The following is a 24,168-nucleotide window of genomic DNA, read 5'->3' on the forward strand; positions in this document are numbered from 1 at the left end:
GCGACACACTCGAACAGCGTGCGCTCGTCGCGTCACAGGAGTCGGATTAGCTCGACCGGGCCGCCTCGAGCCACTCGGTGACGGTCTGTTCGAGCGCGCCGGTCGTGCTTCCGAGGTTCAGCAGCTGATAGCCGTTCGCCGCCTTCTCGGCGACGTCGTCCATCCCGAAGCCAAGCCCTGCAACGGGTACGCCCGCCTCGATCGCCTTCGATCGAACCGTCTCCTCCGCCTCCACGACGCTCGGATGATCGATCTCACCCGGGTACCCGAGCGATACCGAGAGGTCGAGCGGCCCGACGAAGACGAATCCGAGCTCCGGTACCGCGAGGACGTCGTCCAGATTCTCGATGGCCGTCTCTGTCTCGATGGTGACACCGACGAGCGTCTCCCTGTCTTCGACGGCGACGTACTCGTCGGCCAGTCCCCAGCGGCGAGCGCGCGGGGACCCGAGCCCCCGATGACCGGGACCATCGTCGTACCTGAATCGACCAGCGCGTACCGCGGCGCGAACCTCGTCGGCAGTGTCGACGCGCGGGAGGAACACGTTTCTCGCGCCGAGGTCCAGCGCCTTCCGGACCAGCGTCGGGTCCGTGTCCGGTAATCGAACGAGCAACTCGACGTCGGTTCGTTCCGCAGCACGAAGCAGGTCCTCCATCTGGCGGGCGTCCCACGGGTCCGGCCCGCCGTGTTCGAGATCCAACCAGATGAAGTCGACGCCGAGCTCGCCGAAGAACTCCACGAGCGTCGGACTGTACGTGTTGTCGAGCACTCCGAACGCGACGTCTCCGGCGTCCAGCGTCGCGGCGAGGTCGTTCACGGGTTGTGACGCCGTCATCGCTCTCCAGCCCCCGCAACCCCGACCTCAACCCGCGTTCGACCGCCGGCGACCCGTCCTGTCGACTCCTCCGCGCCGGACTGCTGGAGTCGTTCGTTGCCCGCTTCGGTCCGCTCGAGTCCATTCATGCAACCACAACGGTCCTGCTACACCACGGCCACGCCCATAATTAGGTGGCGCGTACCACGGGCTCTCAGCCGCCGAGCCACCACCCGTACAGTTCCGTCTGCTCGTCGTCGCTCGGTCGCTTCTTCGATTGCCCGTACGTCTTCCCTTTGAGGAGCTGTCGTTCGACCGCGTTCGCTGCGAGCCGCAGCGCGTGCGCGGCACCGTATCCCTCTCCATCGGCGGTGAAGTACCCGCGGTCGGTGGTCAATCGAATCCGTGCTTCCACGAGCGGGACGCCGCGGGTCTGTTCCGTTCGTTCCTTCAATTCGATACTGGCCTTGATGAGGGTCATCTCGCCGTACTTCGAGGTCATGCCTTCGATGAGCGCAGCGACGTCGTCGTAGTTCATGCCCTCCAGCAGGTCGAGGCCGAACACCTGGACGGCGTTCCGGTCGTCGCGCTCCCAGGTGAGCGCGTCGATGACGTCCGTCTTCGTGATGATACCGATGGGGGCGCCGGTGTCGTCGTCGGTGACCACGAGCGAGGAGATCTCCCGTTCGAACATCGTCGCCACGACCGTGTCCAGCGGTGCGCTCCGCTTGACCGTCGCCACCTCGTCGGACATCAGGTTCCGGACGGGGATGTCGAGCATCCGGTCGGAATCGCCCTCGCGTGCGCCGGCGCCACTGCGGTTCCGCCCGCCGCCACGGCCGCGGCCACCGAAGTCGCCCGACGAGCCGCCCTGGCTCTTGGTGCCGCCGCGCGTCGTGAACTCGATGACGTCGTACAGGCTCAGCATTCCCGCCAACTCCGGCCCGTCGACGACCGGGAGGTGAGCGATGCCGGCTTCCCGGAGCAGGTTGAGTGCTTTCCCGATCGTGGTCTCGGGTGTCGCACTGATCAGGTCCGAGGTGTACGCGTCCTCGACCGTCGCCGCGTCGAGGAACGGCCGGACCGCTTCGAGAACGGCGTCGCCGGTCACCACGCCGAAGACCTGGTCGCCGTCGAGGACGGGCAGGGTCTTGGCGTCGCTACCGATCATGAGTCGGGCGACTTCGCGGACGTCCTCCGTGCGGTCGACCGTGGGAACGTGCTGGACCTGCGAGCCGACCTTCGCAGACGGCTGGTTCGACGACGACGCCAGCTGTCGTCGGCTGACGAGGCCGCGGTACTCGTCGCCGTCCGTGACGACGACGGCATCGAGCTCCTGGTTCTCGAACGCACCAGCGACCTTCGAGAGCGGTGCCCCGATATCGAACTCGGTGAATCTCGTTGAAAGTATCTCTGAAATGTCCATGCGTGATTCAATAGAAAGAGGGGAGCCAGACGGTTATAATTACGCATCGTTTACATCTGGAAGTGGAGGTAACGTGGATGCAAAAGCGGATACAACGCTCGTGTCAGCACCCGTCTCGTCCGATCCGCACAGTCCCCAGTAACGAGCCGCATTCTCCCTACTCCGCCGTCTCGAACTCGAACCGGGTTCCGCCGTCGGTTCCGTCGGACACGCTCACCTCCCATCCGTGGGCTTCCACGATCCGTTTGACGATCGTCAGTCCGAACCCGGTCCCGTCGGGCGCGGACGACTCCCCCGGTTCGAAGACGTCCTCGCGCATCTCGACGGGAATCCCCGGGCCATCGTCCTCGACGTAGAGTCCCCGTTCGTCGTGCCGGCCGACGCGAACGGTCACGTCGGCGCCACCGTGTTCGATGGCGTTCCGGAACAGGTTCTCGAAGACGTGTCGTAATCGGTCCGGGTCGCCCTGGAGGGTCATCTCGTCGACGATCTCGATGGTCGCGTCCTCGGTGTCGACCGTCGCCCAGCACTTGCCGACGATGTCCGTCAAGCTCACGGCCTTCGTCTCGCTTATCGTGTCGCCCTGGCGAGCGAGCATCAACGTGTCCTCGACGATCGCTCCCATCCGCTCGAGTGCCTCTCGGAGCGGGTCGAGGTGATCGCTGTCCGACTCCTCGGCGAGGAGTGCAGCACGGCCCTGTGCGATGGTGAGCGGGTTCCGTAGGTCGTGCGAGATGACGCCTGCGAACTCGTCGAGGCGCTCGTTCTGCTGTCGGAGCTGTCGCTCTCGTTCGACGCGGTCGGTCACGTTCCGGGTGATGCCGACGAGGCGCGTGATGTCGCCGTCGGTCACCACCGGCGCGAGCTTCGTCTGCCAGAAGCGCGCCCGTTCGGTGACCCGTAGTTCTTCTTGATACGAGATCGGCTTGCCAGCATTGATACAGCGGTGATAGTTTGCTTCGAGCGTGGCGCCCTCTTCGTCGCCGAATACCTCTCGCGGCGTCTGGCCGCGTACCTCTTCGGTCGTGATATCGGTGTGTTTCTCGTAGGACGGACTGAGTCGTTCGAACTCGAACCGGACGTCCGCACCGTCCTGTTCGACGTTGATGAGGAAGATGGCGTCTTCGACGTTGTTCAAGATGGCGTCGTACTCGTCGGTGAGTGCCTTGGCTTCGACCTCGTACTGTTTCCGCTCGGTGACGTCTCGGCTACTGAGGAGGATGCCGTCGATCGTGTCGTCGTCGAGGCGATTCCGGATCGTGGCTTCGATCCACCGCCAGGAGCCGTCTGCGTGTTTGAACCGGACTTCGACGGATGTAGACGCCGACGGGTTCGATAGGACGGTCTCCATCGCTTCGCGGTTCTCGTCCCGGTCGTCCGGGTGGACGAACTCGTATCCCTGGCGGCCAATCATCACCTGGGGGTCGTAGCCCAATACGCGTTCGACAGCAGGCGTGACGTAGGTGATCGTGCCGTCGGTGTCCGTGACCGTAACGAGGTCGTTCACCTCCGCGACGAGCGCGCGATACCACTCGGCCCGGTCCGGCTCGCGTTCTTCGTGGGTGACGTCGTCTTCCATTGGTCGCAGTAGGGATAGCGGCTACAAAAGTGGCTCTGGACTGCAACGCGGTCGGTGGTCGTCGCGATGCTCGCAGGGGTTCCTGCCGGCAATCCATCTCTAGCAATCCAGGGCGTTCGGAAAGCAGAAATTATTATTTTGAACTCTCTAATACGGCAAGTTTATTATAATCGGGTCAAGATTTGTTAATCACGTATGGCGCACATTCATCTCGGCGAAGGCTCGTTCCCGCTGTGGGCACTGGTCCTCTGGACACTCCTCGGCGCCGGAATCGTCGGTGCAGCGGTGTACCGCATCCGGAAGGGCGGTATCGAGACACACCAGATCGCGCTCGCCGGCATCGCCGCCGCAGCGAGCTTCGCGATCTTCCAGCTGAACATCCCCGTCTGGGGCGGCATCCACATGAACCTCACCGGGCTCGTCGGCATCATCGCTGGCCCGCTGCTCGGCGCGCTCATCGCGCTCGTCGTGAACATCTTCTCGGCAGCCCTCGGCCACGGCGCCGTCGGCCTCCTCGGCGCGAACACGCTCGTCAACGCGAGCGAAGCCATCGTCGCCTACTACGCCTTCAGGACGCTGCTGCGGATGGACTGGGACGTCTTCCCCGCCGGCGCCAGCGCCGCCACCATCGGACTCTCCGCCGGCGCGGTCCTGATGGGCGCGGTCATCGTCGTCAGCGGCGTCAACGGCAGCGCGCTGCCACGCGGCGACCTCACCATCGCCGTCGGCGGCCTCGTCGGACTCAACCTCGGCGTCGCAGTCATCGAGGGCCTCCTCACCGGCTTCATCGTCCGGTTCCTCGCGTCCGTCCGCCCCGACCTCCTCGGGCTCGCCGACCGCGACACCCACGAGGAGCCGACCGGGGTGACCGCCTGATGCAGCGCTGGAAGCAGTACGGTGGTCTCGCCGCGCTCGTCGCGGCCTTCCTCGCGGCCGGCTACTGGGGCTTCACCGCGACCGGCGGCGCCCTCCCGTGGGCGAAGCGCTCCGCGAAAGCACTCCAACGCGGCGTCCAGGACGGCGGCGGCGCAATCATCGACTTCGGCCGCGGTATCGTCGTCGCCGGCCCAATCCGCAAAGGCGGCATGCTGCTCGAGTTCGGCGCGCTCGTCCTCGTCATGGTCGCGCTCGGTGTCGGACTGTACGTCTACGTCGACCGCTACGGCGGCTTCGAGGACGGAGAACGTCCCGCTCGCTAACCGTGACGACGCTCTCGAACCACGTCCCCGACCCGCGACTCATCACCGCGTTCGCCGAGCGACGAGACGGCCCGCTCCACCGCGTCAACCCCTGGACGAAGGTCGGCGTCGTCGGTGCACTCGTCCTCGCCGTCACGGTGTTCGACCGCCTCGTGCTCCTCGCCGGCCTCTACGGGACCGTCCTCGTCGTCTACGGCCTCGCCGGACTCCCGTACCGTCGGCTCGCCGGCTGGTACACGCTTCCAGCGCTGTTCCTCGTCTCCGTCGCCGTCCCGCTGGCGTTCCTCGAACCGGGAACCCCGATCGGTGGCGCGCTCGGAACGCCGCTCGGCGACCTCTCGGTCACCTGGGCGGGCCTCACCCTCTTCGGCGAACTCAGCTGTCGGTCGCTCACGGTCGTCACGTTCGCCCTGACGGCGTCGATGACCACGAAGTACACCGACGTCGCGTACCTGCTCGGCCGACTGCTCCCCCGCCCCATCGACCAGATCGCGCTCCTGACCTACCGGTTCACGTTCGTCATGCTCGAGACGCTCGAGGACCTCGTGAAAGCCGCGCTCGCCCGCGGCGCGAACTTCTCGGAGTTCTGGTCGAACAAGCGCCTGTACGCCAGAATTCTCGGCATGACGATGCTGTCCGCAATCGAGCAGTCCGAACGCCTCGTCAAGTCCATGGAAGCCCGCGGCTACGACGGCGACATCACGCTGTACGGCGACGTCTCGCGACCACCACGCCACGAACTGCTCGTCGTAGCCGGGTCGTACGCCGCGGTCGTCGGCTACGCCGCGCTCGCGGTCTACGGGGCGGGACTGTGACCCGAGCCGACGCTCCGCTGGTCGACCTCCAGTGCGAGGCGCACACCTACCCCGACGGGACGGTCGGGATGCACGACGTCGACTTCTCGGTGTACCCCGACGAGGTCGTCGCGCTCGTCGGCGGGAACGGCGCGGGGAAGTCGACGCTGCTGGAACACCTGAACGCCACGCTCGTCCCCGACGACGGCGACCTCGTCGTCGACGGTACCCCGATCACCGAAGACAACAGGGAGGTCGCGCGCGAAGCGGTCGGGTTCGTCTTCCAGGACGCCGACACGCAACTCGTCGCGCCCACGGTCCTCGACGACGTGACGTTCGGCCTCCAGAACCACGGCGTCCCCGTCGACGAAGCCAGGGAGCGCGCTCGCGAGGCGCTCGCGACCGTCGACGCGACGCACCTCGAGGACCGCATCCCGCACTACCTGAGCGGCGGCGAGAAACGCCTCGTCGGCCTCGCCGGCGTACTCGTCCTCGAACCCAGCGTCGTCGTCCTCGACGAACCACTCGCCGGACTCGACCCCGAGCGCTCCCAGCTGGTCGCCGACCGCATCCAGCGGGTTCACGCGGACGGTATCAGCGTCGTCCTGTCGACGCACGACCTCGAGTTCGCCGCCGAGGTCGCCGACCGCGTCTGCGTGATGGCCGATGGCAACGTCGCCGGGAGCGGCACCCCACGGGAGGTGTTCTACGACGACGCGCTCCTGGCGGCCGCGAACCTCCACCCACCGAGCGCAGTCCGCGTCGCCCGCGACGCGGGACTCGCGACGACGACACGACCAGTGACGGAAGCGGAACTCGTCGCCGTCCTCACAGACACCACCGGCAGCGAACCCGTAGAGCAACCCGTTCCAGACGGGTTCGGGCGCGACTGAACGACCGACTCACAGTCGACGACGACCCGGACGAACCGAGTGGCGTTCCACGGACCCTCGAACCGTCCGCTACCTCCGAAGCGACCCTCGTGCGAACGTAGTCGTCGGTTCGCGGATGTCATTCCAGACCGGCAGCTTCCAGGAACTCCAGGACTGCCGTGGAGTCGTAGGAGACGCTTCCGAGCCCGAACTCGCGGGTTTCCGTATCCACTATCGCGAAGTCGGCGCGCCCCGTTTCGTCGTCCTCGTGCTGCAGGGGGTAGCCCACGGCGCCAGGGTTGAGGACGAGCCCCGGCTCCCCACTCGCAGTCGGAACTTCGGCTGCGTGCTGGTGGTGCGTATGTCCCAAAAGGAGGATCTGGGAGGTATCCAGATGCTCGCGCCCGACTCGTTCGAAGTCCGTCGGCCAGATGCCGGCGTTGCCACGCGTCCACCCGATGGGGTCGTCTGGGCCTGGCGTTGCGTGCGCGATGAAGACGGTGTCGTATGCGGTCGTCGTCTCCGGGAGCCCGGTGAGCCAGTCGAACGTGGTCGCCGTCAGGTCCTCGGTGATGTGCTCGTATTCGACGACTTCGGTGTCGCGCGTCGGGAGCCAGCCACGGTCTGGAAACACGCGGGCGTCGTGATTCCCGTGGACCACGTGCGCGGCTTCGTCTCGGATCGTCGCCGCACAGTACTGGGCGTCGCCGAGCACGCCCACGATATCCCCGAGGCAGACGAGGCTGTCGACGTCGTGGGCCGCGAGCGACTCGGTGACGGCCTCGAGCGCTGGACGATTGCCGTGAATGTCCGCAACCACTCCCACCTTCACTAGCACTCGAACTGACGCATCAGCATGCTAAAACTTGTGATTCGGTGGATCCTCTACGGCATCCAGTTCATCTGCTCAGTCGAGCGTTCCGTCCACCAGTGGGAAAGTACTCAAGGTACTGGCTGGTCACTCCCCGTATCCCTCGCTCTCGATGGGGCCGCTGAACACGCCGTAGAGGAACTTGAAGTACCACAGCACCAGCAGCAGGACCGGGAACCCGAGGACGGTCACGAGGTTCAACGCCAGCGGCGAGACGACGGCTTCGCTCACCAGCAGGCCGGTCGGCGGATAGATCGTCGGGTACAGCAACAGTGCGACCAGTATCGTCAGCAGCGTGGGGAGCGCCAGCGCGCTCGCGAGCCAGGCCCGATACTGGCCGCGTCTGGCCAGCACGCTCCCGCCCAGTCCGGCGACGACGGAGAGCGCGACGACTGCAGCGACGGGCAGCGAGAGCACCGCGTCGGCGGCGCCACCGGCGTCGGTCAGGACCACGGTCGCCAGCAGGACGACCACGCCGCCGAGGTACGCGACCGTCGCGCCGACGCCGTAGGCACTCAGTTCCGACGCCAGCCCGGGGTCGGTCTTCGCCGCGAGGAACGCCGCCCCCGTGACTATCGAGACGGCGACCAGGCCGACGCCCGTCAACACCACTGGGAGCGTCGCCGGGCCGAACAGCCACCGGCCGGCGAGCATCCCCAACAGGAGCGGCGCGAGCACGCTCCCGCCGACGAAGGCGTAGTCCGTGTAGCGCTTCCAGCGCTCGTCCTCGCGCTGCTCGCGGAGTTCCGGGCCGAGGCCGCGGAACACGAGCGCGACGACGAACCCGAGTGCGAGCAAGTAGTTGTCGGCCAGGAGCCGCGAGTACACGCGCGGGAACGCCGCCAGCAGCATCGTGCCGAACGCGACGATCCACACCTCGTTCGCGTCCCAGACCGGCCCGAACCCCGCGAGGAACGTCTCCCGCTCGTGTTCGTCCGTCCGGGTCGCGTACAGCATCCCGATGCCGAAGTCGAACCCGTCGAGGACGACGTACATCCCCAGCGCGAACAGCACGGCGCCGAACCAGATCTCCGGGAGCGCGTCGACGAGGTACGCGTCGACGGGGATCAGCGGGTCAGTCATCGCTGGTCACCCACGGGAGCGGCCCACGCCAGCGGCCCTCACTCGACTCTTTGACGCCGAGTGACCGGAGTTCGTCCCGGACCAGCCACTTCAGGATGTACAGCGCCGTCAATAGCAACCCGACGTAGAGCACGACGAACGCGACCAGCGTCAGGGTCGCCTCCGTTCCGGTGAGCGTCGAGGAGACCGCCTCGCTCGTCCGGAGTTCGTCCTGGATGACCCACGGCTGGCGGCCGATCTCGGTGACGTACCAGCCGGTGAGTAACGCCGCATAGCCGAACGGCGACGCCGCGATCATCGCCTTCAGGTAGCGCGTACTGTCGGTCAACCGCCCGCGGTACGTGAGGTACCCGCCCCAGAGCGCGAGCCCGATGAACAGGAATCCGAGGCCGACCATGAAGCGGAACGACCAGAACACGAACGCCACGGGCGGGTTCTCCTCGTACTCGTTCAGGCCGACGACCTCGGCGTCGAGGTCCCCGCCGCTCGCGAGGAACGACCCGATCCCTGGGAGACTCACCGTGAACAGGTTCTCGGCCCGCGGGTCGTTGAGCGCGTCGAGGGACGTCGGGAACGCCAACAGGTGGAGGTCCGCCGCCCCGGTCTCGTAGTGCGCTTCCATCGCGGCGAACTTCTGGGGCTGCGTGTCCTCGACGTGGCGAGCGTAGGCGTCGCCGTGGATCGCCTGGAACGGCGCCGAGACGAGCAACAGTACCACGGCGAGTTTCAGCGCGGAGTTCCAGGCGTCCGCGTCCGGCTTCTTCCAGACGATGTACGCCGAGACGCCCGCGACGAGCAGCGCGACCGAGATCACCGACGCGTTCATCATGTGGACGTACATCCACGGCAGCCGCGGGGTGAGGAACGCGGCGACGGGGTCGGTGAGCTTGGCGACCTCCATCCCGTTACGGGTGACCATCTCGTAGCCCCGAGGTGTCTGCATCCACGCGTTGACGACGAGGATCCAGAACCCCGACAGCCAGGCACCGACGCCGACGAGCACCGAGGAGAGGACGTACGTTCGGTCCGTGACGCGCTCGCGGCCGTACAGCAACACGCCGAGGAAGACGGCCTCCAGGAAGAACGCCATCTTCGCCTCGAACGCGAGCGGCCCGCCGATCAGTTCACCGGCGACCTCGGCGAACTGCGGGAAGTTCGTCCCGAACTGGAAACTCATCGGGATGCCGGTGACCGTTCCCATCACGAATCCGGCGGCGAACACGTTCACCCAGAACGACCGCAATCGTTCGTACCGCTGTTCGTTCGTGCGGACGTCTTTCCAGGTGAAGTAGACGATGAACGGTGCGAGGCCGATGGAGAGGGACGCGAAGATGATGTGGACGGATATCGTCCATCCGAACTGCATGCGGCTCGCGACCTCCGGGGAGAGGAACGCGAGCCATCCCGGGTCGAGGGCACTCAGGGCTGTGGCTGGATGCATGTGCCTCGCGGTATGGCTCAGGAGGTAGTGAGTGGCCACTCGATTCCAGATGTCCAGCATTTGCCCGCCACTATTTTACGCGCGAAACCATAGTACCCCGGCCGCTCAGCGTCTCGGTTCGAACCTGTGTCCCTAGTGTCCGAGCGAGCGTCACATGCGCTCGCAGGAGGGTTGATCGCGGGATACGCAACGGTATGGGGATGTCTCTCGCCGGGGAACTACTGCTATCGTCTCCGGGGTCGCCACTCGTCTCCGACGACCTCACTGGTATCGCTCGAATCCGCGACGAACGGGACGGACAAGAGCCCCCTCGAACGAATCCGCCGGCAACGGTACGAGCGCGAGGCCAGCACGGGTCGCCAACTCCGTGACGGTCGACGTCTGAAAATGCGGTGCTCGACCCATCACCACAACCAAATCATGTCAATAACATAGTATAGTCATATGTTCTCCATTCTTCGCGTGTTTGGCGTCGTGTACTCTTCGAACCAGGAGAGAAGGCGGGCACTGTCTTCGGTGTTCGCGCCCAATAATCACGTCCTGTCCGCGTTGCTCTGGGAGTTTGACGGAGAGCAGCGTGTCGCGCGGCCCTACCCTCCTTTTTGATACCATCATGGAACTCCGCTTGGTTCTTCCATCGGTTCCGGGGGCTGAACGCTGCGGTTTCGTCACTCGCGTTTACGTCTTTCGGCTACCGCTTGGAACTCGGGATCGAATACTCGAAGCCGTTCGTGTGTTCGAGAGACTCCTGGGCGAGCGCCGGCATCCACGCCCGGCCGAGAATGCCGACCTGAACGGGCGATTCCCGAACGTTTCCGCAGGGCCTTCTATTCATCATTCTTACTATTCCTATTTCCTACCTCTTTGTTTATCATTCGAAACGACCTCCTCAATCGACTAGTCGGTGTCGAGTCTCTTGCTCCAGTTGTACTTCGTCCGTCTCTGAACGTCGTCCCACGCAGCTAGCTCGGGTTGCGCGATTCAGTCCTCGTGTGCGCTGCCAGCGAACACCCGCTCTGTTGGCTTCTTTATCCCGACGTTGTCGAGATCATCTCCCAGCGCTTCGACGACGACGTCGTCGAGATGTCCACTAGCTACTGCAGAAATGGTGGCTTCCGCTGTATCCCCGGCCTGAACGGCGGGTGGATGGCCTCGAAACTCGTCGATGACTACCCCGCTTCCATCGGGTCCCCGCTCGTTTCCGAAAAGGCGGGAAGCAGCGATATATCGCGACTGTGTGTTGCTACTCGTCGAGTCCGTCCGAAGGCGACACCCACACGGTCTTCTCGTTCGTGAACTCGCGGATTCCGTTCGCGGCGAGTTCGCGCCCGTACCCGGAGTTCTTGATGCCGCCGAACGGGAGTCTCGGGTGCGACTGCACGATCTCGTTGACGAACGTACAGCCCGCTTCGAACGCCTCCGCGATGCGTTCGCCGCGGTCGAGATCCTGCGTCCAGACGCTGGCACCCAGGCCGTAATCGGAGTCGTTCGCGAGTTCGATGGCCTCGGCTTCGTCCTCGACGCGGAAGAGCGAAGCGACGGGACCGAACAGTTCGTCGCAGGCGGCGGGACTCCCGTCCGGCACGTCCTCCAGGACCGTCGGCTCGAAGAAGTACCCCGGCCGGTCGAGCGTCTCGCCGCCGGTCAGCACCGTGGCACCGGCGTCGATGGTCTCCCGGACCTGCGTCTCGAGGGTGTCGAGTAAGTCCGCTCGCGAGATCGGGCCGACGTCCGTCGCCTCGTCGGTCGGATCGCCGACGGTTAGTGATTCCATCTCGCGGACGAAGCCGTCGCGGAACTCCTCGTAGACGTCGTCGACGACGATGAAGCGTTTCGAGGCGACGCAGGCCTGTCCGTTGTTGTTCACGCGGGCCTGGGCGGCCACCTCGCACGCTCGGTCGAGCTGGGCGTCGTCGAGGACGACGAACGGGTCGCTCCCGCCGAGTTCGAGGACGGTCGGTTTGAGGTGTCTGCCGGCGGTCTCCGCGACGGCACGCCCCGCACCGACGCTCCCGGTGAGCGTCGCGGCCGCGACTCTGTCGTCAGCGACGACGTCGTGTATCGTCTCGGTGTCGATGAGGAGCGTCGTGAAGACGCCGTCGGGGAAGCCGGCGTCAGCGAGCACCTGTTCGACGGCCTTTGCACACCCGGTGACGTTCGGTGCATGACTCAGGATCATCGTGTTCCCGGCGGCCAGCGTGGGTGCCGCGACGCGGAGGACCTGCCAGAACGGATAGTTCCACGGCATCACCGCCATCAGGGGCCCGAGGGGGTCGTAGGACACCTTCGTGCGCGCTTGGGGGTGGACGCCGACGCGTTCGTCCTGGAGGAACTCGGCTGCGCGTTCGGCGTAGAACTCACAGACCCACGCGCATTTCTCGATCTCGGCGCGAGCCTGCTCGATGGGTTTGCCCATCTCTCGGGTCATCAGCGTGGCGTACTCCTCCTCGTTCTCTCGGAGGACGTCGGCGATGGACGCAACGAGCGCTTGCCGCTCGGTGATCGGGCGGTCCCGCCACGATTCGAAGCGGTCAGCTGCACGCTGGACGTGGTTCTCGACCGTCTCGTCGTCGTGTTCGCTGTACGTCTCGATGGGTTCGCCTGTAGTTGGATTGACTGTCTGCATTACGGTGTGGTGTGTCTGTCTCGGTGGACTTGTCGGTTCGCGACGGGTCGCGTTTCGACGCTACGTCGGGTGGGACGCGACTGCGCAGTCGACGCGTGCAACGCTGTGGATGGCACGCCAGGGAGCGTCCCTCGGGCACCCGAGCCACCAGCTATCGGCTCCTGTTGGTTGGGGTTCGGGCGACCCGTTCGTCTCGTTTCTACCCAGCGGAAGGTTGCCTCGGAGCCGCTTAATTCTTGCTACCGTCTCGTGTACTGCCACGACTCGAATCGGGACCAGCTCAGAGCACGCGTAGCCGGGAAAATCGAGGGGTTTGAAAGAACGTGCGGACGCCGACATCCCGAGCGACTCGCCGATGGTGGAACGGTCGCGGGTTGTCGCGGACGAGAAACAGGTCACCGTCGAGGCGTAGTCGCTGACGAGCCCGGCGAAGGACGCACGAATTCCGGGGCCACGGGGAGATGGATACACAGTTTTCGTATCTGGGATACACAATAAGGTTTTTACAGCCGGTTTTCGATAGGTTACGTGAGAGAACCACATGCCCAGCGCCGTCTTCGATAGCAGCGAGTACGACAGGCGACTCGAGCGAACGAAAGAACGGATGGCGGAGCGCGGACTCGACGCGCTGTTCGTCAGCGATCCCGCGAACATGAACTACCTCACCGGCTACGACGGGTGGTCGTTCTACGTCCACCAGGGCGTCGTCGTCACACAGGACCGCGACGAGCCGGTGTGGGTCGGTCGCGACATGGACGCGAACGGCTGCCGCGCGACGACCTCGCTCTCCGAGGAGAGCATCCGTCCCTACAGCGACGACCACGTGCAGTCGCCCCACGACCTCCACCCGATGGACTTCGTGGCGACCGTGCTCGACGACCTCGGCGTCTCCGACGGGGACATCGGGCTGGAGATGGACGCCTACTACTTCACGGCGAAGTCCTACACGCGCCTCCAGCAGAACCTCCCCGAGGCGTCGTTCGAAGACACGACGCTCCTCGTCAACTGGGTCCGCATCAAGAAGTCCGACGCGGAACTCGAGTACATGCGCGAGGCGGCTCGCATCTCCGAGAACGCGATGCAGGCCGGGCTCGACGCCATCGAGGAGGGCGTCCCCGAGTACGAGGCCGCCGAGGCCATCTACTCGCAACTCATCAATGGGACGGCTGACTACGGGGGAGACTACCCCTCCATCGTCCCGCTGATGCCCTCGGGCGACCACACCGGGACCCCCCATCTCACCTGGACGGACGAGGAGTTCCGGGACGGCGACCCGGTCATCATCGAGCTGTCGGGTTGTCGACACCGCTACCACTCGCCGCTCGCCCGGACCACGTACGTGGGCGAGCCGCCCCAGGAGATGCAGGACCGCGCCGAGATCGTCGTCGAGGGGATCGAGGCGGCGCTGGACGCGGCCGAGCCGGGCGTGACCGCCGAGTCGGTCGAGAAGGCGTGGCGCGACACCATCGCGAAGTACGACCTCGAGAAGGAGGACCGCATCGGCTACTCCATGGGCCTGGGCTACCCGCCGGACTGGGGTGAGCACACCGCGAGCCTGCGGCCGGGCGACGAGACGGTCCTGGAGGAGAACATGACCTTCCACATGATTCCGGGACTCTGGTTCGACGACTTCGGCGTCGAACTGAGCGAGACCTTCGTCGTCACCTCGGACGGCGCCGAAACGCTGGCGGACTTCCCTCGCCGCCTCTTCAAAGCCTGACGATGTCGAAGACGACACACGACGACATGGACGGACCGGACGAATCGAACGGTGAAGCGGTTCCCGACGGCGAGGGGACCGAACCGGAGACCGCGCTGGCGACCGCCCGCCGACAGCTTGAGCGGGCCGCCGCCAACGTCGACGTCGACGCCGGCGTCATCACGCGATTGCGGCACCCGACCAAGCTCCAGCAGGTGTCCGTCCCGCTTCGCCGCGACGACGGGTCGCTGGAGGTCTTCACGGGGTACCGGGCCCAGCACGACGACGTCCGCGGCCCGTACAAGGGCGGCCTGCGCTACCATCCGGAGGTGAACGCGGACGAGTGCATCGGGCTCTCGATGTGGATGACCTGGAAGTGCGCCGTCATGGACCTGCCCTTCGGTGGCGGCAAGGGTGGCATCGCGGTCGACCCGAAGGACCTCTCGGAGGACGAGCGCGAGCGCCTCACCCGTCGCTTCGCCGAGGAGCTGCGCGACGTCGTGGGACCGACCCAGGACGTCCCGGCGCCGGACATGGGTACCGGCCCGCAGGAGATGGCGTGGTTCATGGACGCCTACTCGATGCAGGAGGGCGAGACGACGCCCGGTGTGGTCACGGGGAAACCGCCGGTCATCGGCGGGTCGTACGGTCGCGAGGAGGCACCCGGGCGCTCCGTCGCGATCGTCACGCGCGAGGCGATCGACTACTACGACTGGGACATCGAGGACACCACGGTCGCCGTACAGGGCTTCGGATCGGTCGGGGCCAACGCGGCGCGCCTGCTCGACGACTGGGGTGCGGACGTCGTCGCCGTCTCCGACGTCGACGGCGCCATCTACGACCCCGATGGCCTCGACACCCAGGACGTCGAGGGCCACGACGAACGGCCCGGGATGGTCTCGGGCTACGACGCGCCGGAAACGCTCTCGAACGCGGACCTCCTCGAACTCGACGTCGACGTGCTCATCCCGGCCGCCGTCGGCGAGGTCATCACGACCGACAACGTCGACGCCATCCAGGCGGACATGATCGTCGAGGGCGCGAACGGCCCGACCACCTTCGCGGCCGACACCGTCCTCGGTGAGAAGGGCGTCCCGGTCATCCCGGACGTGCTCGCGAACGCGGGCGGCGTCACCGTCTCGTACTTCGAGTGGCTGCAGGACATCAATCGGCGCAAGTGGTCGCTGGAGCGCGTCCACGAGGAGCTCGAGCAGGAGATGCTGGAGGCGTGGGAGGCGGTGCGGACGCAGGTCGACGAACAGGACCTGACGTGGCGCGACGCCGCGCTGACGGTCGCACTGTCGCGAATCGGCAACGCGAAGGAGACCCGCGGGCTCTGGCCCTGAGGCCGGGGTTCGACCGCGGGGAGTTTCTGTTTCGACGGACCGCTCAGTGCTCGAGAGCAGCGTCGAGCTTCTCGACTGGATGGGGCGGCTCCGGGGCGTCCCCGTCGCGGTCGCCGAGCTGGGTCCGACAGGAGGCACCGGGGGCGACCACGGTGTCGCCCTCGCTCTCGTCGACCTGTTCGAAGAGGATGTCACCGATGGCCTTGCTCATCGAGTAGTGCTCTGCCTCGTAGCCGAAGCTCCCGGCCATCCCGCAGCAGCCGGAGTCCAGCGGGTCGACCCGGTAGCCCGCCCGGCGCAGCACGCCGACCGCGTGATGGTCCTTCCGCGTCGCCTTCTGGTGGCAGTGGCCGTGGTACGTGAGGTGCTCGTCGGTCGCATCGGTCGCATCGGTCGCATCGGTCGCGTCGGTCGCGTCGGTCGCGTCGGTCGCGTCGGTCGCGTCGGTCGGGAGGTCGGCGACGAGTCGCTCGCTGTCGAGGTACTCCATGACGCCGTAGGTGTTCGCCGCGACGGCCTCGGCTGCCCGGGCGGTGACGCCGTGGTCGCCGTCACCGAGCAGGTCGAGGTAATCGGACTGGAGCATCACCGCGTCGGAGGGTTCGACCAGGACGACGTCCCAGCCGGCGTCGACGCGCGGCGCCAGCGTGTCGACGTTCGTCGCGGCGCGCTCGCGAGAGCGGTCGAGGAATCCCTTCGAGTGAGCGGGGCGGCCGGTCGAGGTGACGTCGTCGGGGATGGCGACGTGGATCTGGGCGGCTTCGAGGACCCTGACCGCGGCCTTGCCAGCGTCCGGGTGGTTGTAGTTCGTGTACGTGTCGGGGAACAGCAGCACCTTCCCCTCGGCTTCGGACGCCGAGACGCGACAGCCACCGCGGGACTCGAACCAGTCCTCCAGCGACTCCCGGTGGAAGTCGGGCAGGTCGCGCTCGCCGGCGATGCCGAGGACCGTCTCGGTGACGAGGTCGGCCCCCGGCACCTGCGCCGCCCAGTTCGAGAACGGGGCCAGCGCGGAGCCGACCGCGTTGAGGCGGTCGACCTCCGCGAAGAGCCGGTCGCGGAGGCTCGCACCCTCTTGCTGGTGGTGGGCGTGTTCGACCTCGGCCTTGAGCTTCGCCATGTCGACCTCGCTCGGGCAGTCGTGCTTGCAGCCCTTGCAGCCGACGCAGAGGTCCATCACCTCGCGCATGAACTCGACGTCGTCGGCGTCGTCGCCGAGGTCGCCGCTCATCGCCTGCCGGAGCATGTTCGCCCGCCCTCGGGTCGAGAGGCTCTCCTCCTCCGCGGCGCGATAGGTCGGACACATCACGCCACCGCGGGTGTCCTGTTTCCCGCGACAACCGGCACAGCCGTGACAGAGTTCGGCCATCCCCTGGAAGCCGTTCTCCTCGGGCCAGTCGAGTTGCGGGTCGAACGACGGCTCGAACTCGTAGTCGGGGTCGAACCGGAGGTTCTCGGTCATCTGGACGGTGCGGGCGCGGGCCGGTGCGTCGGCGTCGTCTCGCCCGACGACCTGCCCCGGGTTGAGCAACCAGTCCGGGTCGAACGCGGTCTTGAGGTCCTGGAAGGCCGCCCAGAGTCGGTCGCCGTACAGCTTCCGGTTCCACTGCGAGCGCGCCCGACCGTCGCCGTGTTCGCCGGAGACCGAGCCGCCGACTTCCGTGACGAAGTCGGTTATCTCGTCGGCGATGGTCTCGAACGAGTCCAGTCCCTCGGCCGTCTTCGTGTTCACGAGGGGGCGGACGTGGAGGACCCCAGGGCCGGCGTGCGCGTAGAAACTGGTGTTGGCGTCGTGGTCGTCGATGACCTCGCGGAAGTACTCGACGTACTCCGGGAGCCGTTCAGCGGGGACGCTGCAGTCCTCGATGAACGAGATGTGCTTCTCGTCGGTGGTCCGCGAGAGGAGGATGGGCGCGGCGGCCTTACGCATCTTCCAGAGCCCGGCGCGCGCCTCGGCGTCGTGGGCCTCCAGCGCGCTGAAAGCACGAGCGTCCGGGGCGGTCTCGACGCCCTCGCCGGGGTCCACCTCGGGGGTGACCGAGGGGACGCGGGCGCCGAGCAGGTCCGCGACCTGCTGGCGGCCGTGCTCGTCGGAGTCGGCGTAGAACTCCACGAGCAGTGCGCCCCTGGTCCCGTCGGGGAGCGAGGCCGCGACGTCGTGGAACTCCGCGGTGTCCAGCGCCAGGTCGATGAGCACGTCGTCGATGAGTTCGACCGCGGCCGGGTCGTGTTCGAGGATGGGTGCGACGTCCGCGGCGGCGTCGAAGACGTCCTCGTAGGTGAGCAGCGCGACCGCCTTCGTCTCCGGGACCGCCTCGAGCGAGACGGTGGCCTCGGTGACGACGGCGAGGGTCCCTTCGCTCCCCGCGAGCAGCCGCGCGAGATTGACGGTTCCCGGTTCGCTCTCGGGGTCGATACCGGTCCCGTCGGCGGTCGGCCGCTCGCCTCGGGCCTCGTCGACCAACACGTCGAGGTTGTAGCCGGAGACGTTGCGCTTCAGGTCCGGGTAGCGGTCGTCGACCGCGTCGGCCTCCTCGTCGAGGACGCGGACGACCTCGGCGTAGATCCGCGGGAGCAGCGGACTCGGGGGGCCGTCACTGCCCCACGCCTCGCTCTCGGGGTCGGCTTTCTCGCGTAGGTCCGCGACCGAAATCTGTCCGAACCGGTGGACCGTCCCGTCGGCGAGGACTACCTCCGCCGCCTCGACGTAGTGGTCGGTCTTGCCGTACACGAGCGAGTGCGCACCCGTCGAGTTGTTCCCGATGGCGCCCCCCAGGACGCTCCGGTCACCGGCGGCCGGGTCGGGGCCGAACGTCAGTCCGTGCTCTGCCGCCGCCGCGTTCAGGTCGGCGAGGATGGTCCCCGCCTGCGCTGTGGCGGTCGCCGCGTCGGGGTCGAGCGCCTGGACCTCGTCCATGTACCGCGAGAGGTCGAGGACGACAGCCTCGTTGACGGCCTGCCCCGCGAGACTCGTCCCGCCGCCGCGTGGTAACACGGGAATCTCGCGGTCGGCGCAGTAGGAGACGACGCTGGCGACGTCGTCGGTCGAGCGCGGCATGACGACGCCGATTGGCGTCACCTCGTAGGCCGAGGCGTCGGTCGCGTAGAGCTGCCGGGTGTACTCGTCGAACCGCACGTCGCCCGCCACTCGTTCCTGGAGGTCGGCGACGAGGTCGGGTCGGTCGACGTCGCCGGCGCTGTACTCGTAGTCCGCACGCGGGTCGTCGGCCGGGTCCTGCGTCGCCATCTGTGATCAGTGCTGTCCGGGGGCGAGGACCTGGTTCTGGAGCTGTCCGCCCTCGTCGAGGCGGGCGAGGTTCTCAGCGACGATGTCGGCGAGGCGGTCCCAGTGCTTCGGGGTGTGGCCGCCGGTGTGGGGCGTGATGAGGCAGTTCTCCAGGTCCCACAGCGGGTGCTCGGCCGGGAGCGGCTCGGGCTCGGTCACGTCGAGCGCGGCCCCGCGGATCTTGTTGGACTGCAGCGCCGACACCAGCGCGTCGGTGTCGACGATGCCGCCCCGGGCGGTGTTGACGAGCACGGCGTCGGTCCGCATGGTCGCGAGGGCGTCCTCGTCGACGAGGTCACGGGTCAGGTCGTTGAGGGGGCAGGCGACGACGACGTAGTCGCTCCGGGCGAGGGCGTCGTGGACGTCCTCGTCGTCGAACCCGAGCACCTCGTCGGTCGGGCCGCCCTTCGAGGGCGTGTACCGGATGCCGATGGTGTCGACCTCGAAGCCATCGAGGCGCTGAACGACGGCCTGGCCGATGGAGCCCAGTCCGACGACCGTGACCGTGCTGTCGGTGAACTCGCTGGACTGGAAGTGCCGCCACTCGGAGCGCCGTTTGCGCCGCCAGCCCTCGTGCAGGCGACGTGCGAAGACGAGCATGTTCCCGATGGCCTGCTCGGCGATGCCGGGCGCGTGGATGCCGCCGGCGTTGGTGACCGCGACCCCGTGTTCTTCGAGGGCGTCCATGGGGACGTGGTCGGTCCCGGCGAAGGTGCACGCGAACAGTTCGAGGCGTTCGGCCCGCGAGAGTAGGTCCTCCTCGATGGTGATGCCGGTGACGACCCGCGCGTCCGGGACGAGTTCGCGCTCCTGTTTCGGCGTCCGCGCCAGGGTGACGGTGCGGTCGGGCAGGCGGTCGCTGAGCGTCTCGGCGTACGATTCCATCGATAGGCCTTCCGTCCCCTCGCGGAGGACGACGATGTCTGTCTCTGTCATGGGTGGGCTGGCCGCGCCGGCGGCGCTCGCTCGGCCGCGAGACCGATACTCGGTCCTCCGGCGCGCGTATGAATCACCCAAGGCAAGGGTTCACCTTAGTCCTTTGTGTATCCGTTGTCCACGGATATCGTTTATCGTTAAGTGCGTGGAGATTGGTAGTGTTGCACATGGCCCAGTCTGTCAGCACCCGACTAGCGGAGCTGCGTCGCGACTTCCACCGCTTCCCCGAACCGGGGTGGTGCGAGTTCCACACGACCGCGAGGCTCGTCGCGGAGCTGCGCGACATCGGCGTCGACGAGCTCGCCGTCGGCGCCGACGCGTACGACCCCGACGACAGGATGGCCGTCCCGGACGAGGAGACGCTGGACGAGTGGTACCAGCGTGCCCTCGACCGCGGGGCGGACCCTGACGTCCTGGAACGGCTTCGCGGTGGGACCACCGGCGCCGTCGCGGTCCTGGAGCAGGGCGAGGGACCGACGGTCGGCCTGCGCGTCGACATCGACGGGTTGTACATCGAGGAGTCCGACGACCCGGGACACGTGCCGGCCGACGAGGCGTTCCGGTCCGAGACGGGCGAGACCATGCACGCCTGCGGCCACGACACCCACATGACGTGGGGGCTCGCCACCCTCGCGGCCATCAAGGAGAGCGACTTCTCCGGTCGCCTGGTCGTGTTCTTCCAGCCCGCCGAGGAGATATCCGGCGGGGGCGCACCGATGGCGAAGAGCGAGTACGCCGCCGGCATCGACTACCTGTTCGCGGTCCACGTCGGTCTCGACCACCCGACCGGGGAGGTCGTCGCCGGTATCGAGAAGCCGCTCGCGATGTGCCACGTCGACGTCGAGATCGAGGGCGAGTCCGCCCACGCCGCCCAGTCGCCCCAGGAGGGAGCGAACGCCATCCAGGCGCTCGGAACCGCCATCGAGAACGTCTACGGCATCCCGCGGCACGCCGACGGGATGACTCGCGTCAACGTCGGCCGGGTCGAGGGCGGGACCGCGAGCAACGTCATCGCGGAAGACGTCGAGGCCATCGCGGAGGCCCGCGGCGAGACGACCGAGCTGATGGAGTACGCGAAGGACGAACTCCGGACGCGCTTCGAGACCGCCGCCGAGATGCACGGCTGCGAGGCCGACGTCGACGTGGTGAGCGAGAGCCCGCGCGCAGATAGCGACCCGGAGCTCGTCGACGTCGTGAGCGAGGTCGCCGAGGGCGTCTCGAGCGTCGACCGCGTCGTCCGGACCGCGGACTTCGGCGCGAGCGAGGACGCGACGTTCCTCATGGAGCGCGTCCAGGAGGACGGCGGCCTCGCGTGTTACAGCATCGTCGGCACCGACCACCCGACCGCCCACCACACGCCGACGTTCGACGTGGACGAGCGGAGCCTCTCGACGGGCGTCGAGGTACTCACGGACACCATCCTCGCCGTCGCGGAGGACGGTCCATGACGCAGGGGCGAGAGGAGGACGTCGCGGGCGAGCCGATGCCCGGCACCGACGCCGTCCCTGCCGCCGCCGAGGTCGCCACGCTCGCGGACGTCGAGGGCGCCCACGACCGCCTCCGCGACGTGGTCCATCGAACGCCGCTGGACAGCTCCCGGACCATCGCCGAGCGGTGCGGCGCGGCCCACGTCGACCTGAAGCTGGAGAACATGCAGCGCACGGGCTCGTTCAAGATCCGCGGCGCCTACAACGCGATGGCGCAGCTCCCGGAGGACGTCCGGGAGCGCGGCGTCGTCGCCGCAAGCGCCGGGAACCACGCTCAGGGCGTCGCGCTCGCCGGCCAGTTGCTCGGCATCGACACCACCATCGTCGTCCCCGAGATAACGCCGGCGGCGAAGATCGCGGCGACGCGGGGCTACGGCGCCGAGGTCGTCGTCGAAGGACCAATCTACGAGGACGCCTACGAGTACGCGCTCGAGCTCGCCGACGAACACGGCCTCGAGTTCGTTCACCCGTTCGACGACGCCGACGTCATCGCCGGCCAGGGTACCGTCGGGCTCGAGATCCTGGACGAGGCCCCTGACGTGGACACCGTCCTCGTCTCCATCGGCGGCGGCGGCCTGATATCCGGGATTGGGACCGTCCTGAAGGCCCACGACGAGGACATTCGTGTCGTGGGCGTCCAGCCAGAGGGGGCGGCCCACGCGAAGCCGTCGCTGGCGGCCGACGAGATACGGATGCTCTCCGAGATAGACACGGTCGCGGAGGGGATCGCGGACGCACGCCTGCTGGAGCAGACGTTCGCGGTCGTCCGCGAGCGCGTGGACGACGTGGTCGCGGTCAGCGACGCCGACCTGACCGTGGCGACGACGCTGCTCGCCGAGCGGGCGAAGACTGTCGTCGAGACCGCGGGCGCGGCCCCCGTCGCGGCTCTCCTCTCCGGCGCGGTCGACGTCGATGGGGAACACGTCGCAGCCGTCGTCTCCGGGGGCAACGTCGACCTCACCGAACACGCAGAACTGACGCGGGCCGGCCTGCAGGAACTCGACCGATACGTCGAGGCCCGCCTCCACCTCGACGACTGGCCGCGGTCGCTCGGCGCGGTCGCGGAGACCGTCGACTCGGGAGGCGCCGAACTCGACGTGGTCGAACGGGCGCGACGCACCGCAGCCGACCCGCCGAACCGCGTCCCGGTATCGGTCGGGCTCGCGGGCAGCGGTGCCAGCCACCTCCGCGACGTCTTGGCCGAACTGGCGAGTCTGGAAGCGGTGGCGATCGGCGGGCTCTCGCTGGACGACTGAGGACGGAGCGGGTTCTCTTCTCGCGGGGCCGTTCAAGCAACCGCCTGGGTCGCGACCGCGTCCATCGCCTCGCAGAACAGACTCGTGCCGAGCTCGATCTCGCGTTCGGTGGAGTCGAGCGGCGGGAGCAGGCGGATGGTCTTCTTCCCGCAGCCGAGCGTCAGCAAGCCGCGTTCAAGGGCGGCCTCGACGACGGCGTCGCGGCGCTCGGCGGTGTCGAACTCGACCGCGAGCATGAGTCCCTTCCCGCGGACGTCGACCACGTGGTCCGGCGCGTCGTCGCGGATGCGCTCTTTCGCCTGCCGGCCGCGCTCTGTCGCGTTGTCGAGCAGGTCGTACTCGTCGATGGCCTCCAGCGTGAGCGCGCCCTGCATCGACGCGAGCAGGTCGCCGCCGCCGAAGGTGGATCCGAGTCGGTTCTTCTCGTCCGGGAAGATCTCCGACCGGGAGATGGTGGCGCCGACGCGGAGTCCCTTCGCGCTCGCGATGACGTCCGGCTCGATCGGGTAGTGGTCGGCGGCCCACATCTCGCCGGTCCGCCCGACTCCGGCCTGTATCTCGTCGACGACGAGCGGGATGTCGTACTCGTCGCAGACGTCGCCGACCTCGGCCATGAACTCGTCGCTGGGGAAGCGGTAGCCGCCGACGCCCTGGATGGGTTCGAGGATGGCGAAGGCGACCTCGTCGGGGTTGACGTGCCCGCCCTCGGGCGAGAGCGAGTTCCGGAACCGGGAGCCGTCGCGCTCGAAGAAGCCGCAGTCGCAACTACCGGTCGAACAGCCGCGGTCCTCGCAGAACGGGACCGTCTGGATGCCCGCGACCTCGGGGTAGTGACGCGTGTACACCTCCTTGGACTTCGTGAGCGAGAGCGTCCCGAGGGTGCGTCCGTGGAAGCTCCCCTCGAAGGCGTAGCCGTACTTCGCGGGCGGCTGGTGGTCGTGGGTTATCTTCATCGCGTTCTCGACGGCCTCCGCGCCGGAGTTCGAGAGGAAGACGGTGTCCATTCCGTACTGCGAGGAGACGTCCGTCAACTGGTCCATGAGGTGACTCGACCCCGGGAACTCGGCGGTCTCCGGGTCCGAGCCGGTGCCGAAGTACATGTCCTGGCCTGCGATCTTCATCGGCTCGACCAGGTCGAACTCGCGCAACTTCGAGAGGACCTTCTCGTTGTTGTACCCGAGCGGCGCGGCCCCGATGTGGCAGGTGAAGTCGAGCAGGACGTTCCCGTCGACGTCCGTGACGAACGGGCCGTCGGCTTCGGCTGTCACGTCCCAGACGAACTCGTGGGAGTACTCGCTCGGTGCGGCGTTCTCGGCGTGGAGGTCGATCCACTTCTCGGCGTTGGGCCCGGGCAGCGCTGCTGGGTCGGGCTCCGCGGAATCTCTATCCATACACAACAATCGTTGATGGCATACATTAAAACTTGTTATGGGACTGCTCTCGTGGGAGCTTC

At 67.2% G+C, this 24,168-nt stretch carries 18 protein-coding genes; 8 read left to right on the top strand and 10 right to left on the bottom strand.

Translation table 11 applies throughout. The annotated features are described in order from the left end of the window. Window positions 1-46: 46 nt before the first annotated feature. From ACZ48X_RS04100 to ACZ48X_RS04110, 3 genes are all read right to left on the bottom strand, one after another. Window positions 47-835, bottom strand: coding sequence for an HpcH/HpaI aldolase family protein (locus tag ACZ48X_RS04100; protein WP_336351950.1), 789 nt, complete (start codon window positions 833-835; stop codon window positions 47-49). 193 nt (window positions 836-1,028) lie between these two features. Continuing rightward, a complete protein-coding gene (locus ACZ48X_RS04105; RefSeq protein WP_336351949.1) occupies window positions 1,029-2,240 on the bottom strand; it encodes a CBS domain-containing protein in 1,212 nt (403 codons plus the stop codon). Window positions 2,241-2,397: 157 nt separating this feature from the next. Further along, the gene (locus ACZ48X_RS04110; RefSeq protein ID WP_336351948.1) at window positions 2,398-3,819 is read right to left on the bottom strand and encodes a PAS domain S-box protein; all 1,422 of its coding nucleotides are present in this window, start codon (window positions 3,817-3,819) and stop codon (window positions 2,398-2,400) included. Window positions 3,820-4,014: 195 nt separating this feature from the next. On the opposite strand from ACZ48X_RS04110, the gene ACZ48X_RS04115 reads away from it, so the two are divergent. From ACZ48X_RS04115 to ACZ48X_RS04130, 4 genes are all read left to right on the top strand, one after another. Beyond that, on the top strand, window positions 4,015-4,695 hold the full coding sequence (locus ACZ48X_RS04115) for an energy-coupling factor ABC transporter permease (protein ID WP_336351947.1): 681 nt from the start codon (window positions 4,015-4,017) through the stop codon (window positions 4,693-4,695). Further along, a complete protein-coding gene (locus ACZ48X_RS04120; protein ID WP_336351946.1) occupies window positions 4,695-5,018 on the top strand; it encodes a cobalamin transport operon protein in 324 nt (107 codons plus the stop codon). Before ACZ48X_RS04115 ends, ACZ48X_RS04120 begins: the two co-directional genes overlap by 1 nt. A gap of 2 nt (window positions 5,019-5,020) precedes the next feature. Then, window positions 5,021-5,833, top strand: a complete 813-nt coding sequence (gene cbiQ, locus ACZ48X_RS04125) for a cobalt ECF transporter T component CbiQ (RefSeq protein ID WP_336351945.1) — start codon at window positions 5,021-5,023, stop codon at window positions 5,831-5,833. 68 nt (window positions 5,834-5,901) lie between these two features. Continuing rightward, window positions 5,902-6,705: an energy-coupling factor ABC transporter ATP-binding protein gene (locus tag ACZ48X_RS04130; RefSeq protein ID WP_379762818.1), complete on the top strand. Its 804-nt coding sequence runs from the start codon at window positions 5,902-5,904 to the stop codon at window positions 6,703-6,705. 118 nt (window positions 6,706-6,823) lie between these two features. Here ACZ48X_RS04130 and ACZ48X_RS04135 read toward each other — a convergent pair whose 3' ends face one another. The 4 genes from ACZ48X_RS04135 to ACZ48X_RS04150 all read right to left on the bottom strand — a co-directional run bounded on the left by ACZ48X_RS04135 (window position 6,824) and on the right by ACZ48X_RS04150 (window position 12,705). Then, a complete protein-coding gene (locus ACZ48X_RS04135) occupies window positions 6,824-7,516 on the bottom strand; it encodes a metallophosphoesterase family protein (protein ID WP_336351943.1) in 693 nt (230 codons plus the stop codon). A gap of 126 nt (window positions 7,517-7,642) precedes the next feature. Beyond that, the gene (locus tag ACZ48X_RS04140; RefSeq protein ID WP_336351942.1) at window positions 7,643-8,638 is read right to left on the bottom strand and encodes a cytochrome d ubiquinol oxidase subunit II; all 996 of its coding nucleotides are present in this window, start codon (window positions 8,636-8,638) and stop codon (window positions 7,643-7,645) included. Then, window positions 8,631-10,079, bottom strand: a complete 1,449-nt coding sequence (locus ACZ48X_RS04145; RefSeq protein ID WP_336351941.1) for a cytochrome ubiquinol oxidase subunit I — start codon at window positions 10,077-10,079, stop codon at window positions 8,631-8,633. The genes ACZ48X_RS04140 and ACZ48X_RS04145 overlap by 8 nt, the downstream gene beginning before the upstream one ends. Before the next feature lie 1,243 nt (window positions 10,080-11,322). Further along, window positions 11,323-12,705: an NAD-dependent succinate-semialdehyde dehydrogenase gene (locus ACZ48X_RS04150; RefSeq protein ID WP_336351940.1), complete on the bottom strand. Its 1,383-nt coding sequence runs from the start codon at window positions 12,703-12,705 to the stop codon at window positions 11,323-11,325. A 541-nt stretch (window positions 12,706-13,246) separates the two neighbouring features. Here ACZ48X_RS04150 and ACZ48X_RS04155 point away from each other — a divergent pair. Further along, window positions 13,247-14,425 (top strand): M24 family metallopeptidase, encoded by a 1,179-nt coding sequence (locus tag ACZ48X_RS04155; protein ID WP_336351939.1) that lies wholly within the window; start codon window positions 13,247-13,249, stop codon window positions 14,423-14,425. A 26-nt stretch (window positions 14,426-14,451) separates the two neighbouring features. Continuing rightward, a complete protein-coding gene (gene gdhB / locus ACZ48X_RS04160; RefSeq protein ID WP_336351938.1) occupies window positions 14,452-15,750 on the top strand; it encodes a glutamate dehydrogenase GdhB in 1,299 nt (432 codons plus the stop codon). Between the two features lie 43 nt (window positions 15,751-15,793). Here gdhB and ACZ48X_RS04165 read toward each other — a convergent pair whose 3' ends face one another. Then, the gene (locus tag ACZ48X_RS04165; RefSeq protein ID WP_336351937.1) at window positions 15,794-18,997 is read right to left on the bottom strand and encodes an FAD-binding and (Fe-S)-binding domain-containing protein; all 3,204 of its coding nucleotides are present in this window, start codon (window positions 18,995-18,997) and stop codon (window positions 15,794-15,796) included. Window positions 18,998-19,003: 6 nt separating this feature from the next. Continuing rightward, complete coding sequence (locus tag ACZ48X_RS04170; protein WP_336351936.1) at window positions 19,004-19,972, bottom strand: D-2-hydroxyacid dehydrogenase; 969 nt, start codon at window positions 19,970-19,972, stop codon at window positions 19,004-19,006. A gap of 167 nt (window positions 19,973-20,139) precedes the next feature. On the opposite strand from ACZ48X_RS04170, the gene ACZ48X_RS04175 reads away from it, so the two are divergent. After that, window positions 20,140-21,420, top strand: a complete 1,281-nt coding sequence (locus ACZ48X_RS04175; protein WP_336351935.1) for an amidohydrolase — start codon at window positions 20,140-20,142, stop codon at window positions 21,418-21,420. Window positions 21,421-21,455: 35 nt separating this feature from the next. Further along, window positions 21,456-22,715: a threonine ammonia-lyase gene (ilvA, locus tag ACZ48X_RS04180; RefSeq protein WP_379762816.1), complete on the top strand. Its 1,260-nt coding sequence runs from the start codon at window positions 21,456-21,458 to the stop codon at window positions 22,713-22,715. Window positions 22,716-22,747: 32 nt separating this feature from the next. Here the strand turns inward: ilvA and ACZ48X_RS04185 are convergent, their stop codons facing one another. Then, a complete protein-coding gene (locus ACZ48X_RS04185; RefSeq protein WP_336351933.1) occupies window positions 22,748-24,106 on the bottom strand; it encodes an aminotransferase class III-fold pyridoxal phosphate-dependent enzyme in 1,359 nt (452 codons plus the stop codon). Window positions 24,107-24,168 lie beyond the last annotated feature (62 nt).

This window comes from Halorubellus litoreus (genome assembly GCF_055378595.1).